The following is a 14,532-nucleotide window of genomic DNA, read 5'->3' as shown; positions in this document are numbered from 1 at the left end:
TTCGACTCCAGCCTAGGAGATATACTGCCCTAGGTCAGCACGGTCGATCCTCGCCCGACAGCAGTGCGAGCAAAACGCACGAAAGTTGACCAACAGGACACGCGCGACGCCGTCTGACCTAGGACAGTGGGACAGTACGAAGGAGCGACCCATGACGAGTCTCGACCCAGCGGTTCCCCCCTACCTCCGGATCGTCGGGGAGATCCGCGCGCGCATTTCGACGGGCGAGCTCCGCCCCGGCGACCGGGTTCCCTCGACACGGGGGATCACCGAGGAGTGGGGGGTCGCGAAGGCGACCGCGGCCAAGGCCCTGGACACGCTCAGGGACGAGGGCCTGGTGCGGGTGGTCCCCCGTGTGGGGACGGTCGTCGCGGGTCCCGCACCCGAACCAAAGCCCACGTCCGGACCCACGGCCCCATCCTCCGCAGCCAGCAAAGAGTTGACGGCGGCCCGCATCACCGGTGCGGCGGTGGCCATCGCCGACGGCGAGGGGCTCACCGCGGTGTCGATGCGCGGTGTCGCCAATGCGCTGGGTGCGCCGACCATGTCCCTTTACCGGCACATCCCCAACAAGGACGCGCTGACGGACATGATGGCCGACGCGGTCTTCGGGGAGATCGACTACCCGACGCGACCGCCGGAACACTGGCGGCACGGCCTCGCGCTCGCGGCACGGATGCAGTGGCGGATCTACCGGCGACACCCGTGGCTACCGTCGCTCGTCTCCCTCACCCACCCCAACGTCCAGCCCAACATCGCCCGTTACGCGGAGTGGACCATCCAACGAATGCGCGCACTCGACCTGGACCCCCAGACCCGCATGATGGTGCACTTCACCGTGGCGAACTACGTCCGCGGAACCGCCACGAACCTGGAGGTCCAGAGGGCGATGGACGACCAGACCGGCCTCTCGGGCGGTGAGTGGCTCACCACCCAACTCACCGACGACGCCCCCGAGCGGTACCCGCATCTCACACAGTCCATCGCTCAGGAGCCCGGGTACCGTCTCGACCTCGACGAACACTTCGAGTTCGGCCTGCGACGCGTCCTGGACGGGATCGCCGCCCTCCTGCGACCCGAACCCGGTGCCTAGGGGCGACGTCCGCCACCGGCTCGGCGGCGGACGATCTGCGCGTGCAGCTCCTCCGCGCTGAAGTCGGCGAGGCAGACGCACGCCTGTACTCGCCCCCGACGTTCACAGGCGTGGACACCGAGCAGCCGAAGCTGCGTGGCGAGATCCTCGTCGGACAGCTCCATGCCGTCGTCCGCCACCCGACTCCGCAGCTCCACGAGAACCTCCCCGGTGAGCCCGGAACCGGCGAGTGCGGTGAACTCGAGCTCGGCCAGGACGACGGAGACCGTCCCGAAGTCGAGCCCCAACGTGAACAGGACGGCCAACCACCCCAGGGACGCGCACACGTCGTCCTCGTCGAGGTCCTCGAGACGCGTGGTGGTCTCGATCGACAGCAGTCGAACACCGCCCGGCGCCGTGACCGCGACCGAGGCGTCCATCGCACCGGCGACGACACCCACGGCCTCGACATCGATCGTCGTGGGAGTGGATTCGCGCGATCGCCGCATCACCCGCCCGAGGGCGCGCGTCTCATCTCGCGGTGAGTCGAGCAGACGGTCGGTCCACCACCGCTGCTCGGCGAAGCGTGCCGGAAGTCCACGATGGTGTTGACAGGGAGCGTCGTGACGGCGGTTCCGACACGGACGTTTGGTCGAGGGGGCGAACACCCCACACGGGGTCGCGGGTCGCTGTGATCGTCCTGCCTTGCCGCGTGCCATAGCGCCTGCCCAGGTGTCGACGAAGGAGTCGGCACGACGCTAGGGACGCGTCCTCCGCTCTCGGCCGAACAGGGGCACCGGCGGCCCCACCCGGCACAGTGGCGGCGTGCCCGAATCGACTGGACTGCCGGAACTCAAGGCGTGTGATGCGTGTCACTCAAGCTCGAAGGGAAGTCCCGCCCCACGTGACTCGCATCGTGGGTTCCTCCTCCGTGGACGCGGACGCTCCCGAGGAACCAATCGTCGGCGGGCGCGACGGCGACACACCACTCCCACTTGACTTCAACGTTACTCGAAGTCGGATCATCACGAGTGAGGACACCGACCCAGCGGGGCGGACACGGCGAGACGGTGGCTACACCACGACGCGCGTCTTACGGCGTCGTGAGAGCCACCGGCATCGCGACGCGGTCCAGCGCCCCCGCTCAGCCCAGTTGACAAGGACATCAGACATGACCACCCCCGCACGCACCGTCGACACCCGCCCCGAGGACCTGAGTGGGCTGTTCTTCTCCCGACTCAACGCTGGCGACGTCGAAGGCGCCCTCGCGCTGTTCGAGTCGACGGCGGTGTCCAGGTTTCCTGACGGCCGGGTCTTCGAGGGCCGCGAGGCCGTGCGCACGGGCCTCGAGGAGCTGGCCGAGCTGGACGTCACGTTCCCCCTCGTGGAGGACGAACCCGCTCTGGTCACCGGCGACCTCGCTCTCACATCGCGACGCCTCCCCAACGGCGACGTGCCGGTGGAGGTGGCACGTCGCCAGAGCGACGGAAGCTGGCTCTGGGTGCTCGACAACGCGAACGTCCTCAGTTAGGTCGCGTTTTCGCACCGCTGTGTGTGTCCTTGGAGGCACGTCGGGGGCGCTGTCGGGGGTGTTGGGGGCTCGCGCTCGCGAGCCTGGTGTTCGTCACGGGCGTCGCGCTCGCGGTGCCGGCGATGATCACTCTGTTCGGCGAGTCCGCGGGACCGAACCGGGCGGGAGGCATGGCCCTGAACGGGTTCGTGCTCTTCCTCGGCGCCAGTCTCGGACCGATCACGGTCCACATGGGCGTGGACTTCCCAGTCCTGTTGTCCGTCCTCACCGGATGCCTGCTGTTCGCCGTGCTGAGTCTCACCGCCTACGCGTGGACAACGGCGCGCCGGCCGTCAGGAGTCGCACGATGACCAGCGTCCTCGTCCTCGGGGCGACCGGCCGCTCGGGGGCCGCCGTGATCGCCGAACTCCCCCCTTCGGTGCGCGTCGTCGCCGCGCTGCGTTCGCCGCGCGACGCGACCCGTCCGCCCACGGTTCCGGCCCCGGTCGAAGCAGTGGTCCTCGACCTCACCGACCCGACCAGCGTCCGCGCGGCCGCCCGGGGCATTGACGTGGTCGTGAATGCCGTCCGCCTCCGTGAGGACATCCCGCCGGCGGCTCTCGTGGATCTGCACGAGTCCCTACGGTCCGCGGCCCCGAACGACCCGGGGATCGTGACCGTCGGTGGGGCGGGATCGCTGCACCTGCCGGACGGGACACGGTTCTGGAGACATCCGTCGTTCCCCCCACCGACACTGCCACGCGGGATCGCCCACGCCCAGCTGCGTGACCACCTAGAATCCGGTGCGGCGGGTGCGGGGTGGGTCTACCTCATCCCACCGCCGACCTTCGTCCCCGACGGTCCCCGGCTTGGGGACTTCGCCTCGAGCGACCGTCCGCCGACGAGTACACGTTCGCGGCGACCGGAGCCGTGAGCTACGCCGACTTCGCCACGGCCATCGCACGGTGCGTGACGGAGGGCTGGAAGGGAACGCACCTCGTCGGCGCGGAAAAGAGCACGCGGGACCGGGGTCCGGTTGAAGGCCCCTCCGGGACGACCGTCAGGCGGGCCCGGCGCCTCCCCGCGTCGCCAGCCGGCGGGACTCCAGGACGGCCGCGATCACGTAACCGGAACCGCCGGCGAGGGTGAGGACCCAGTACGGGCCCGGGGAGTCGAGGAAGAGCGCGGCGGTTGAGATGAGGGCCAGCCAACTGCCGAGGTAGTAGTGCAGCGCGTTGTCGCGGGCGGCCCCCTCCGCGATGTTGATCATGCCGACGATGAACACGGCTCCGACGGGCCACAGGACGTTCTCGACGTGCGTGGGCATGTCGACGCTGCTGGTGAGGGCGGTGATGAGGAAGGTGAGGGCGACGAAACCGGTGGCCCAGGCGTTGCCTGCCAGTTTCTCGCGGCGGATGTACGCCTCCGAGGCTCCCCGGCGCGCACGGATGCCTCCGAGGAGCGCGAGCACCACGCCGGGCACGATGCCCATGGCGAGCAGTGTCAGCGGCACCCACATGGGGAGGTTCACCAGCGGGGCGGGGCCCTGGGAAACCGCGAAGGCGCCGTGGCCGAACAAGAAGGCGAAGGCGAAGCTGGCGTAGGAGTAGCGGCTGTCGATCGGACTCGGACGAGAGCCGCTCACGGGGGCGCCCGTGGCGACGGTGACGGTCTCGGTCATGGCGGACCTCCAGTGGGTGGTGCTCGGGGTGCGTGGGGCGTGTTGGCCGTGCCACGAGATGTCGTGTGGCACGGCCAGTGGGTTGACCGGTTCCGCCCTGTCGGGGGGTGACGGTCTCGGACCACGCGGGTCGGAGTCCCGGTGTGGTCCGGCTCGGTGAAGAGGTGGCGCGGACGCTCAGGCCGGATGCGACCGGCGTGACGCGGGGCGCGCCGCGGCCTCGGCGCCGGCCCGGTCGGCGGGTCGCGACGGCCGTCGTCGCATCGTCGCGGATGCGAAGAACGACACGAAACGGGACACCGCTCGCAGTCGGCGGGTGCGCGTGAACGCCCTGCCCGAGATCGACGTCCCCAGCCGTGCCAGGTCACCGGGTGCGATGGCCATCACGATGCGGTGACTTTCCCCCTCCGACGCGTCGTCGACCGGGGATATCTCGGTGTGCAGGGTGGTGAGTCCGCTCAGTAACGCCAGCGGGTTCCGCGAGCGCACCGACTTCGTGCCGGAGAACCGCCACGGGCGTCCACTGTCGTCGTCGAAGACCATCGCGTAGGCCATGGCCTCGTGTCCACGCTCGGGGAACAGCGAGAGGGTTCCGGAGACCTCCGCCCCCGAGGCGACACCCTCGACGTCGATCGTCCCCCGCATGCACACCGTGTGCGCCTCGTCCTCGAAGAAGGGGTCCATGCCGGGGATCTCGGCCTCCAGGGTCACGACGACGCGTGGTCTCTGATCTCGGCCTGTGGCCATGCGTTCGCGGAACACGAGACCGTCGCCCTTGGTGCGGGCGTGGAGCTCGGACATGGCCGCGAAGGCGGCGTCCTCCGGGGCGCCAGCGGGTACCACCGAGTCCCACTCGGGAGCGCGCCAGTCGGGCTCTCCGGAGCGGCGGATCACGGTCTCGATCGCGCGTTCCGCCGCGGCGAGGATGGTCGCGGAGGGATTGACCCCGGTCGCTGCCGGGAGCACCGACCCGTCCATCACGAACAGCCCCGGGTGGCCGTGCACCTCGCCGGCCTCGTCGACGACGGCCGAGGCGGCGTCAGGTCCAGGGCGTGCCCCGCCAAGAGCGTGCACGGTGATGGTGCGCCGCAGCAACGACCAGGTGAACGGGTTGTACAGGCGAGCGTCCAGGAGCTTGGCGACCAAGGGTCCGACCCGTACCTGGGAGCGGTAGAGGTGTGCCTGCCACTTGTTGCGCCAGTCCAGGGTCGCCTCACCCTGGCGATCCAGCCGCAGTGTCCCCTGGCCGGAGTCGTTGCCCATCGCGAGCACGGTGAACATCTGGCGCGGGTCGGTCCTCCTGACCTTGCGCCGCCACCAACCCCGGACCCGTTGCCCCGGAAGGATGGTGTCGAACAGGACGTTCAGTGGTGGGGGGAAGGCGCCCTCCTGCACCTGGTACCAGACCGCGCGTCGTCCCTCCGGGACGTCCAACACGGTGTTGGTGGTGATGGTGGGCCCGGTCGTCATGTCGTCCCGCCGACCACGGAGCTCGGCGATCGTCAGGAAGTCGCCGTTGCCGGAGAACCCCCGCCCCAGCTCCGGCGATAGGTCCGGAAGGGTGCCGTGCACGTCGCGGGCCCGCAGCAGGAGTTCGTTGGTCGCCACCGCGCCAGCCGCCAGCACGACCCGGGGAGCGACCCATTCTCGGTCGGGGGCGCTCGGGTCGGACGGAGCGGAGGTAATCACCGCGTAGCCGCCATCCCGTCTTTCGATCCGGTGCACTCTGGCGTCGGTGACGCCCCGCGCCCCGGCGCTCTCCGCCGCGGCGAGATAGGTGAAGTCCAGGGTATTCTTGGCTCCGTGATTGCAGCCGATCACACACTCCCCGACGAACGCGCAGCCGCGCCGCTGGGCCCCGTGGACGTTCGGACGCCAGGCGTCGGGATCCCCGAACGTCACCGCGAGGTTGGGCCGGAGGGTGGCCTCGGCCTTGTCGGAGTGTTCGAGGAGGCCCTCCATGAGCTCGGTGCGGGGCGGGATCCGGCCTGTGCGCGGATCCTCGACCACCGGCGAGACGCCCATCATGTGCGCGGCCAGGTCATAGTAGGGGTCGAGGGTCTCGCGGCGGAGGTGTTCCGGCCAGCGATCGTCCCGCGTTCCCTCGAAGGGGCGGGCGAAGACGTTCGCGTACGCCAGCGATCCACCTCCCCACCCGGCGGCCTGGACGCTGCCCATGCCGTCGAGCCAGCGAATGTCGAAAAGCCCCTGGTTGACCTCCCACAACCAGCCGTCGTCGAGTCGGGGTCGGCGGGGGAACTCGCCAGGCGCCCACCGCCGGCCCCGTTCGAGGACGACAACGGAGAACCCCGCCTGCGCGAGACGGGCGGCGGCCACCGCGCCCCCGAACCCGCTGCCGACGACGATGGCGTCGGCATCGAATCGATCAGTCACGGAAATTTCCCTCCAACGTGGGTCACGTGTTGAGATAGGTCTCGGTGGCGGGTCTGTCTGGGTGGTCCCCCAGCGCGTGCGCGACGTTTCGGGCCTGACTCCGCCGGAGAAGGCGGGCGGGCTCATCGCCGAGCGCGGCGAGTGGGTCGTCACCGGGTGGGCGTGGGGTACGGATTCGTCGGTGATCCAGACCGGCGGCTCCGCCACGCCCACCTCGTCGAGGGCGCTCGCGCTTACGCGGTCGCGCCATTGGCTACCCGGCTCCGCGGGCACGAATGTCGTCGCCCCCGTTGACGACCGGGTCAGACCGCGTGCCGCCCCGGTGCGGCGCTGCCCGTGTACTCCTTGAGGTTGTCAATCAGCTCGACCAGGTCGGGGTGGGCGTCGAACCGGCGCTGGTGGATCGCGGCGATCTTCTCGGCGAACTCCGGATCCGGATCGTCGCTGATGTCGAACGACATGAACTTCTCGATCAACGGCAGTCCGACCCGGTCGATCTCCAGGTGAGCGGGGTCGTTCATCATCGCCTCGTAGCTCTCGAGGTCCTCCCACACCGAGACCGCGCCGTACTCGTACTCACCACCGACGTCGCGACCGAAGAACGCAGAGGAGTCACCCGAGTTCTCCGCGGTCATGCCCGCGATGATGGCGTCGACGGTCTCCTGGGAGACACCAGGCTTGATTGTGAACCGAATGCAGTGGTAGATCATCGAGATTCCTTCGCTGGGTGGTTGTCGGGCGTCAGGCCGGGGTGAAAACGGCGGCGTGGTCGCGTGCGAACTCGGTGATGTCGCGCGCGGGCCTCCCGGTGAGATCGGTGACGGAGGTGTGCACCTCCGCGGCCTCACCTCGGGCGTAGTGGGCGTAGTCCTCGACGAGACCGTCGAGCTGCCAGGGCGGTACCGCGTCGGCCAGCGCGGCGGCGAACTCTCCGGGGGGCACGTCGCGGAAGACGACCTCCCGGCTGGTGGCCGCCGCCATCGCCTCGGCTATCTCGTCGTGGGTCACCGCCCGCGGCCCGGTCAGGGTGTAGGTCCGGCCGCCGTGGCCCTGCCCCGTCAGCACGGCGGCGGCGGAGGCCGCGATGTCCCGGGTGTCGATCGCGCTGACCGCGGCCGCGCCGATGGGCGCCCCGAACCAACCGTGTGCGATGGTGCCGGCGAAGGCGAACAGCCCCTGCATGTAGAGGTTGGGGCGCAGCACCGTAACGTCGAGGTCGAGTTGGCTGACGTAGTTCTCGACGTCCGCGTGCCAGCGCAGGAAGCGGACGGGAGAGTCGGCACGCGCCGCGTACTGCGACAACGGCACGAGCCTGGACACACCGACGTTCTGGGCGAGGAAGGCGACCCGCTTCTGCAGGTCCGCGGCGTCCTCGGTCGACGGACTGTTGAGGAACACCGCGTGGACGTCCTTCATCGCCGTCATGAGCGCGTCCGGGTCCCGGAGGTCGGCGACGACGTTCTCGACTCCGGGGACGGCTCGCGCGGGATCGCGGACCATGGCGCGGACGTTCACGCCCTGGCCCTTGAGCTCGGGGACCAGTGCGGAACCCACTGTTCCGGTCGCGCCGATCACGAGCACGGTGGGAGTGTTCATGTCTGTGTCCGTTCTGGGAGTGCGCCGAATGACTGTTCGCTTGGGACCACTGCGTTCTTGACGGGATGCCCGTCGGCGGGACGTGCGCTGACGCGGGGCGACGCCTCAGTACCCCACCGGGCGCCAGCCGCGGTCGCGACTTGGCACCGAGCGGTTCGTCTCAGTGGTCATGCCGCCAGGGTTTCCCGGGCGACCACTGGTTCGCGTCGGTGAGAATCACCTAGGCCGTGTTTTGTGGAGGGTCTGCGGGGTGGGTGGGTGGTCTGGAAGTGTTGGGTGGCATGGTTCGACGCCATGAACTTAGCGATGCTGAGTGGGCTTTGCTCGCCCCGCTCATGCCCGCCCACCCCCACAAAGGAAAGCGGTGGGCCGACCACCGCAAGGTCATCAACGCGATCCTGTTCAGAACCCGCACCGGGATCCCCTGGCGGGATCTGCCCGAGCGGTACGGGCCCTGGGAGACCGCCGCCGGGCGGCACCGCCGCTGGTCACTGGACGGGACCTGGGACAGGATCGCCGAACGGCTGCGTATCGACGCCGCCACCGGCGAGGCCCTCGAGGTCGGCATCGACTCCACCACCGTGCGCGCCCACCACCACGCCGCCGGCGCCACAAAAAAGGGGAAACGGCCCGGAACGAACCGGACGGATCCGAAGCACTGGGACGCTCCCGGGGAGGACTGACCACCAAAATTCACCTGATCGCCGACAACCGTCGCCGCCCCTTGGCCATCGCCACCAGCCCCGGCCAACGCGGGGACACCCGCATGTTCGAGCCGCTAATGGCCGCGCTACGGCTACCGCGCAGCGCCGGCCGCTCACGGACTCGCCCAGACCGTCTACTGGCAGACAAGGCCTACTCCTCATCAGCGATCCGGGCCCACCTGCGCAGACGAGGCATCCGGGCGACCATCGCCCAACCCCACGACCAAAGCGCCAACCGCAAACGCAAAGGAGCCAAAGGCGGCAGACCCCCGACCTTCGACCGGGACACCTACCGAAACCGCAACACCGTCGAACGGTCCATCAACCTGCTCAAGCAAAACCGAGCGGTCGCGACCAGATACGACAAACGAGCCGTGATCTACGACGGAACCACGCAAATCGCCTCCATCCGGATCTGGCTCCGCGACCTCACCCGTTCAAAAAACACGACCTAGACGCGTTCGGCCGCACCGTAGGTGGCGTCGCCGAGTCGGTGACCTGCGTGTGCGGGCCGTGGCCGAGCCGCGGCCGTCGGAGGTGCCGACCATGACACCGGGGCGGTGACTCCTCCTCGCACCCCGATGGGCCGCGACCGCCACGTTCCCGACGATTCCTGTCCCCCAGTAGGGTTTTCTCCATGCCCGCGAGTCCCGTCCCCGCGCTTGTTGGCCGGGACACCGAGATCAGTTCTCTCTTCTCCCTGACCGACGCGGCACGGCGGGGTACGGGCGGCGCGCTCGTCGTCCGTGGTGAGCCAGGAATCGGAAAGAGCACACTGCTGCGTCACGTTGAGAGCGCGGTGTCGGAGGACTTCCAGGTCATCCGCGCCTCCGGGGCGGAGTTCGAGGGTGAGCTACCGTTCGCCACGCTGCACCAGCTCTGTGTGCCACTGTTGGGGCACCTGGAGGCCCTGTCGGCGCCCTATCACGACTCCCTGCGCGTCGCGTTCGGCCTCGCCGAGGGAGTTCCGGATCCGTTCCGGGTCGGCCTCGCGGCCCTCGACCTGATGGCCGTCGCGGCGGCGGAACGTCCACTTCTGTGCCTCGTCGACGACGCGCACTGGATGGACGACGCCTCGGCTCGGGCGGTGACGTTCCTGGCCCGACGGGTCTCGGCCGAACCGGTGGCGATGGTGTTCGCGGCCCGGGACCAGGAACCCGTCCGTGGGCTGGACGAACTGCCCGGACTGAGGCTCGATGGCCTGACCGACGCGCAGTCACGCTCCCTCCTGGCGGCCGAGAGAACCGTGACCCTCGACGACCGGGTGCGGGATCGGATCCTCGCCGAGGCACGCGGAAACCCGTTGGCCCTGATCGAGCTTCCGAAGGCCGGCGGGTTCGCGCTTCCGACACCGTCACCGGTCGCCAGCCGGATCGAGCGGAGCTTCCACGCCAGAGCGGCCGAGCTCGCGCCCGAGGCGCGCCTGTTGCTGGTTCTCGCCAGCGCGGATCCCACCGGTGACGCGACACTGGTGTGGGCGGCGGCCCAACGGCTGGACATCGACGTGCCCGCCGCGTCCTCCGCCGTGGAGTCGTCCGGTCTGGTGCGGTTCGACACGCGGGCCCGATTCTGCCACCCCCTGGCGCGTTCGGCGGTCTATCGCACGGCCGACGCGGCCCAGCGTCGAACGGCGCACCGCGCCCTGGCCGACACGATCGACCCAGGAGTCGCCCCCGACCGACAGGTGTGGCACCGCGCACTGGCCACGACCGGGCCGGACGAACACGTGGCCGCGGGGCTGGAGGCGTCGGCCTCGCGCGCCCAGGCGCGCGGCGGTGTGGCGGCGGCCGCGGCCTTCCTCGAACGTGCGGCGGCTCTCTCACTGGACCCCGACACACAAACGCGACGGACGCTCTCCGCCGCGAGGGCCACCCTCGAGGCGGGCGACGCGAACGCCGCGACGGATCTGGTGGCAAGCATCGACGCCGACGCCCTGAATGATGCTGAGCACGCGACCGTCGACCTGTTGCGCGGTCAGATCGCGCTGTCCATTGGTGCGGACGGGGCGGACAGCGGGCCCGACTTCATGCTCCGCGCCGCTCGGCGGCTCACCTCCACCGATCCGCGACGCGCGCGCGAGTGTGTGGTCTCGGCGCTGGAGATGGCCCTCGTCGTCGGCAAGGCCGCCGGGGTGATGGACCGCGTCCTCGCGGCGGCGCGATCGGTGCCACCGGCTCCCCACTCCCCTGACCTCCTCGACGGGCTGGTGTTACTGCACACCGAAGGACACTGGGCCGGAGCTCCGGTACTGCGTGAGGCTCTCACCGGTGACAACGAGGGATGGACCCGGGTCCCGGCGTTGGCCACGATGCTCGCGGGTGAACTGTGGGACATGGACCTCTACGCCACCATCGTCGAGTGGTTGGGGGCGACTGCGCGGGACACGGGGTCGCCGATGGCCATCCGCCTCTCCTTGTCGCAGGTCGCGTTGTCCGCCGCGTTCGCCGGTGACTTCGGTCGCGCGATGGCGGCGATCGCTGAGGAGGAGGCGATCGCCGACGCCTTCGGCGACGTGCCGCAGTTGTACGCCAAGGTGCACCTGGTGACGATGCGGGGCCGCCGGCAGGAGGCACTCGACCTGTTCGCCGAGGTGGGGAACAGGGGCGTCGGGCAGCTGGCGGCGAACACCGACAGCGCGGCGGCCGTGTTGCACAATGCTCTCGGGGAGTATCCGGAGGCGTTGGCCGCCGCGTCGCGTACATGGGCACGCGGTGAGCTGTTCACCTCCGGCTTCGCGCTCCCGGAGCTGGTCGAGGCGGCGGTCCGGTGCGGCGAGCGTGCGGTGGCGGAGTCCGCGCTCGCCTCCCTGACCGAACGCGCGGCGCACGCGGGAACCCAGTACGGCCTCAGCGTCGCCGCCGGTGCCCGGGCGTTGGTCCATGGCTCGGAGGACGACTACCGTACGTCCGTCGCGTACCTGGCCGACACCTGGCTGGAGCCGGATCTCGCCCGGGCGCGTCTGCGCTACGGGGAGTGGCTCCGTCGCGCGGGGCGCCGCCGTGACGCACGGGAGCAGTTGAACGCCGCGCACGAGCTGTTCTCACGGATCGGCATGGAGGCGTTCGCCGAGCGGGCCGCTGGAGAGCTGCGGGCCACCGGTGCCGTGGTGCGCGGGCGGGCGGAACACACCTACGACCAGTTGACCATGCAGGAGATGCACATCGCCCGTGAGGTCGCGGCGGGTGCCACCACCAAGGAAGTGGCCGCCCGCCTGTTCCTCAGCCCGCGAACCATCGACGCCCACCTGCGCAACATCTTCCGCAAACTCGGAATCACCTCCCGCAGGCAGCTCAGGGACATACCCGACGTCACCTGACCCAAGGACGGGACGCGGGCACGCCCCCTGACGCGCCCGTTCGCGCTCCGTTCTTGCCGGTGGAGTCACCCAGCCTGCCGGTCGTCGATGACGTGGTCATTGGCGGTGCTCCATCGTCGCCAGAGTGAGTGGACTCTGAATGCCACGCCACCTCCGTCGGGGGTCTTCTTGCTGCGGGTGTTCAAGCGTTCGAAAACGACTCCCTGGGCCAGGCCGAAGACCACCACGTCTCCCGCGCCACCGGGCGCCTCGTCGTCCGACCCGTGACCACCACCTCCGTCCATGACAACTGTCATCACAGGGTGGTGATGGGTGTGGGTACCACGCGAGACCTCCGTACCGACACAATCGGAATCCTTCCCGATTGTGCGCTCGGCCCCCTATGCCCGGGTGCAGGACCACCCTCGGTTGAGAGGCCTTGACGTGAACGACTTGATCGCCACGATCGCGCAGTTCGTGGACGACCTACATCCCGTCCTTCAGTTCGTCGCCGTTTTCGTCATCGGAACCATCCCGTTTCTGGAGAGCTACTTCGGTTCCGTGATCGGCTACGTGGTCGGCATGGGCTGGCCCATCGCCCTGGGCGGTGCGGTGGCGGGCAACGCGCTGGCCGTGACCGCGGCCGTGTCCCTGGCCGGACGGATACGAACGGGCAAGAGCCGGGTCGAGCGCTCCAAGCGACGCGAGCGCATCCTGGCCCGCGTCGAGAAGTGGGGCGTCCCGGTCGCCAGCCTGCTCACCCCAACGGTGTTCGCGATCTCGTTGACCGCGTTCATCATGGCCGCCGCCGGTCTCGACCGACGCGCGGTCCTGGCCTGGAACCTGGTATCCAGCCTCGCCTGGGGCGTACTCATGCTCGTCGTCGTCGGCTCGACGCTGGAGGCACTGAACTGACCGGGGGCGGACATGGGCCGCGTCGGCACTGACTCGGCAGGGCCCGACCTCATCGTGGGTTCCTGACCCGGTTGGGAGGACGCGCCACGCGGCGCGGGCGATCGCCGGGCGAAGCCGAGCGGCGCCACGTAACGTGGTGCGCGACCGGACCCAACGGGAAGGACGGACCAAGGTGATCACCAGGACCGCGACCGTGGCCACGACCGCGTTTCTCACCTTCACCCTGGTCCCCGGGGTACCGGCGACCGCGGGGGCGGAGGACACCTACGCCAACTACGCCGAACTCGCCGCCCACGAGACCGAGGGCGTGGACTACCGGCGGACCACGCGCGCCGGCGGAACCGACCTCGCGCACATCGCCATCCACGGAGGCCGCATCGAACCCCCCACCACCGAACTCGCCGACCACGCCGCCCAGGCCGGTGACCACGCCTTCGCCACGTTCGAGGGGATCAAGCGGAGCGGAAACGGCGTTCTGCACATCACCGCCACCCGCTTCGACGAACCCATGACCCTAGAGGTCGTCGCCGCCTCCGACTACACGATCTCCTGGCACGGGGCCGCCGGCGATCACCCCACCACCTACGTCGGTGGGCTCGACACCGAACTGCGCGACACGGTCCGCGCGGAACTCCGCGCCTCGGGCTTCGACGCGCCCGACTCGATCCCCGACGGTCTCGCGGGCGAAGACCCCGACAACATCGCCAACCGCAACGCCCGAGGCGCGGGTGTCCAACTGGAGATCACCCACGCACAACGCGCCACCTTCCTCGACGACGGTTCACCCACCGAGACCTTCCGCGACTACACCGCCGCCGTCGAACGAGCCGCGGCCCAGCGCTGACCACCCTCGTCCCTGACCGTGCCCTGCGGTACCGGCGGACCGATCAGTCGGGCTCGCGCGCGGCGGCTTGGAGCCGTTGCCACTTCGCCATCGAGCGCTTCACCTCCTCGCGCATGAACCCGAAGAACCGACGGGTCTCGTCCAACCGTCGCCCCGCGGGGGAGTCGGGGCCCAGGATCGCTACCCCCTCCTCGGCGCTGGTCTGCACCCGGACCAGGACCGGGTCAGAGCTGCTGATGTAGTGGCTCCATGTGTGGTCGTGGATCCGGCAGAAGTCGTGCCGAGTGCCGGGTTCACGGCCGCGTTCGACTAGACGTGTCCGAACCAGGTATTTGACGGCCCCGGAGATCGCTGGCGCGCCCACGCCCAGTCGCTCGGCGAGCTCGGCGGCGGACAGCTTTCCGGAGTCGGTGACCAGCAACGCGGCGTACACTCGCGCGGCCATCCGGGGCATCCCGGATTCGACCATGACCTGTGCGAACCGTTCCCGGAAGTCCGCGGTGGCGCCCCTCGTCGTCGGC

General features: G+C 69.7%; 15 protein-coding genes. 8 read left to right on the top strand and 7 right to left on the bottom strand.

From position 1 onward, the window contains the following. Positions 1-151: 151 nt before the first annotated feature. Complete coding sequence (locus J4H86_RS00140) at positions 152-1,093, top strand: TetR/AcrR family transcriptional regulator C-terminal domain-containing protein (protein WP_236541158.1); 942 nt, start codon at positions 152-154, stop codon at positions 1,091-1,093. Here the strand turns inward: J4H86_RS00140 and J4H86_RS00135 are convergent. Then, positions 1,090-1,581 carry a hypothetical protein gene (locus tag J4H86_RS00135; protein WP_236541157.1) on the bottom strand — a complete coding sequence of 164 codons (492 nt, stop codon included), beginning with the start codon at positions 1,579-1,581 and terminating at the stop codon, positions 1,090-1,092. The genes J4H86_RS00140 and J4H86_RS00135 overlap by 4 nt on opposite strands. Before the next feature lie 662 nt (positions 1,582-2,243). On the opposite strand from J4H86_RS00135, the gene J4H86_RS00130 reads away from it, so the two are divergent. The 3 genes from J4H86_RS00130 to J4H86_RS00120 all read left to right on the top strand — a co-directional run bounded on the left by J4H86_RS00130 (position 2,244) and on the right by J4H86_RS00120 (position 3,516). After that, the gene (locus J4H86_RS00130) at positions 2,244-2,603 is read left to right on the top strand and encodes a YybH family protein (protein WP_236541156.1); all 360 of its coding nucleotides are present in this window, start codon (positions 2,244-2,246) and stop codon (positions 2,601-2,603) included. 122 nt (positions 2,604-2,725) lie between these two features. Beyond that, a complete protein-coding gene (locus J4H86_RS00125) occupies positions 2,726-2,953 on the top strand; it encodes a hypothetical protein (RefSeq protein WP_236541155.1) in 228 nt (75 codons plus the stop codon). Next, positions 2,950-3,516, top strand: a complete 567-nt coding sequence (locus J4H86_RS00120; protein WP_236541154.1) for an NAD(P)-dependent oxidoreductase — start codon at positions 2,950-2,952, stop codon at positions 3,514-3,516. Before J4H86_RS00125 ends, J4H86_RS00120 begins: the two co-directional genes overlap by 4 nt. A gap of 126 nt (positions 3,517-3,642) precedes the next feature. Here the strand turns inward: J4H86_RS00120 and J4H86_RS00115 are convergent, their stop codons facing one another. The 4 genes from J4H86_RS00115 to J4H86_RS00100 form a co-directional block, all read right to left on the bottom strand. Further along, positions 3,643-4,263 (bottom strand): ABC transporter permease, encoded by a 621-nt coding sequence (locus J4H86_RS00115; RefSeq protein ID WP_236541153.1) that lies wholly within the window; start codon positions 4,261-4,263, stop codon positions 3,643-3,645. Positions 4,264-4,440: 177 nt separating this feature from the next. Beyond that, complete coding sequence (locus J4H86_RS00110; RefSeq protein WP_236541152.1) at positions 4,441-6,657, bottom strand: GMC oxidoreductase; 2,217 nt, start codon at positions 6,655-6,657, stop codon at positions 4,441-4,443. A gap of 302 nt (positions 6,658-6,959) precedes the next feature. Then, the gene (locus J4H86_RS00105) at positions 6,960-7,367 is read right to left on the bottom strand and encodes a Dabb family protein (RefSeq protein ID WP_236541151.1); all 408 of its coding nucleotides are present in this window, start codon (positions 7,365-7,367) and stop codon (positions 6,960-6,962) included. Positions 7,368-7,398: 31 nt separating this feature from the next. Beyond that, the gene (locus J4H86_RS00100; protein ID WP_236541150.1) at positions 7,399-8,253 is read right to left on the bottom strand and encodes an NmrA family NAD(P)-binding protein; all 855 of its coding nucleotides are present in this window, start codon (positions 8,251-8,253) and stop codon (positions 7,399-7,401) included. 281 nt (positions 8,254-8,534) lie between these two features. Here J4H86_RS00100 and J4H86_RS00095 point away from each other — a divergent pair. Together J4H86_RS00095 and J4H86_RS00090 are read left to right on the top strand one after the other, a co-directional pair. Continuing rightward, positions 8,535-9,412 (top strand): IS5 family transposase gene (locus J4H86_RS00095; protein WP_394356428.1). Its coding sequence is split into 2 segments (ribosomal slippage): positions 8,535-8,903 and positions 8,906-9,412, totalling 876 coding nucleotides; the frame shifts between segments, so codons are not numbered across the junction. Between the two features lie 182 nt (positions 9,413-9,594). Then, positions 9,595-12,273 carry an ATP-binding protein gene (locus tag J4H86_RS00090; RefSeq protein WP_236541149.1) on the top strand — a complete coding sequence of 893 codons (2,679 nt, stop codon included), beginning with the start codon at positions 9,595-9,597 and terminating at the stop codon, positions 12,271-12,273. 65 nt (positions 12,274-12,338) lie between these two features. Here J4H86_RS00090 and J4H86_RS00085 read toward each other — a convergent pair whose 3' ends face one another. Then, positions 12,339-12,569, bottom strand: a complete 231-nt coding sequence (locus J4H86_RS00085; protein WP_236541148.1) for a hypothetical protein — start codon at positions 12,567-12,569, stop codon at positions 12,339-12,341. Positions 12,570-12,696: 127 nt separating this feature from the next. On the opposite strand from J4H86_RS00085, the gene J4H86_RS00080 reads away from it, so the two are divergent. Both J4H86_RS00080 and J4H86_RS00075 read left to right on the top strand, forming a co-directional pair. Next, positions 12,697-13,167 (top strand): hypothetical protein, encoded by a 471-nt coding sequence (locus J4H86_RS00080; protein WP_236541142.1) that lies wholly within the window; start codon positions 12,697-12,699, stop codon positions 13,165-13,167. Positions 13,168-13,339: 172 nt separating this feature from the next. Beyond that, a complete protein-coding gene (locus tag J4H86_RS00075; protein ID WP_236541141.1) occupies positions 13,340-14,011 on the top strand; it encodes a poly-gamma-glutamate hydrolase family protein in 672 nt (223 codons plus the stop codon). Positions 14,012-14,054: 43 nt separating this feature from the next. On the opposite strand, the gene J4H86_RS00070 is transcribed toward J4H86_RS00075, so the two are convergent. Further along, positions 14,055-14,480, bottom strand: coding sequence for a GbsR/MarR family transcriptional regulator (locus tag J4H86_RS00070; protein ID WP_330932465.1), 426 nt, complete (start codon positions 14,478-14,480; stop codon positions 14,055-14,057). Positions 14,481-14,532: the final 52 nt, after the last annotated feature.

The sequence above is a fragment of the Spiractinospora alimapuensis genome, assembly GCF_018437505.1.
In the GTDB taxonomy this organism is placed as follows: Bacteria; Actinomycetota; Actinomycetes; order Streptosporangiales; family Streptosporangiaceae; genus Spiractinospora; species Spiractinospora alimapuensis.
This window is presented reverse-complemented; position numbering and strand designations above follow the sequence as displayed.

What these genes read in the sequence shown, in the direction of transcription:
- J4H86_RS00140 (WP_236541158.1), top strand. Translation starts at nt 152, where the DNA reads ATGACGAGTCTCGACCCAGCGGTTCCCCCCTACCTCCGGATCGTCGGG.
- J4H86_RS00135 (WP_236541157.1), bottom strand. Translation starts at nt 1,581, where the DNA reads ATGCGGCGATCGCGCGAATCCACTCCCACGACGATCGATGTCGAGGCC.
- J4H86_RS00130 (WP_236541156.1), top strand. Translation starts at nt 2,244, where the DNA reads ATGACCACCCCCGCACGCACCGTCGACACCCGCCCCGAGGACCTGAGT.
- J4H86_RS00125 (WP_236541155.1), top strand. Translation starts at nt 2,726, where the DNA reads ATGATCACTCTGTTCGGCGAGTCCGCGGGACCGAACCGGGCGGGAGGC.
- J4H86_RS00120 (WP_236541154.1), top strand. Translation starts at nt 2,950, where the DNA reads ATGACCAGCGTCCTCGTCCTCGGGGCGACCGGCCGCTCGGGGGCCGCC.
- J4H86_RS00115 (WP_236541153.1), bottom strand. Translation starts at nt 4,263, where the DNA reads ATGACCGAGACCGTCACCGTCGCCACGGGCGCCCCCGTGAGCGGCTCT.
- J4H86_RS00105 (WP_236541151.1), bottom strand. Translation starts at nt 7,367, where the DNA reads ATGATCTACCACTGCATTCGGTTCACAATCAAGCCTGGTGTCTCCCAG.
- J4H86_RS00100 (WP_236541150.1), bottom strand. Translation starts at nt 8,253, where the DNA reads ATGAACACTCCCACCGTGCTCGTGATCGGCGCGACCGGAACAGTGGGT.
- J4H86_RS00090 (WP_236541149.1), top strand. Translation starts at nt 9,595, where the DNA reads ATGCCCGCGAGTCCCGTCCCCGCGCTTGTTGGCCGGGACACCGAGATC.
- J4H86_RS00085 (WP_236541148.1), bottom strand. Translation starts at nt 12,569, where the DNA reads ATGACAGTTGTCATGGACGGAGGTGGTGGTCACGGGTCGGACGACGAG.
- J4H86_RS00070 (WP_330932465.1), bottom strand. Translation starts at nt 14,480, where the DNA reads ATGGTCGAATCCGGGATGCCCCGGATGGCCGCGCGAGTGTACGCCGCG.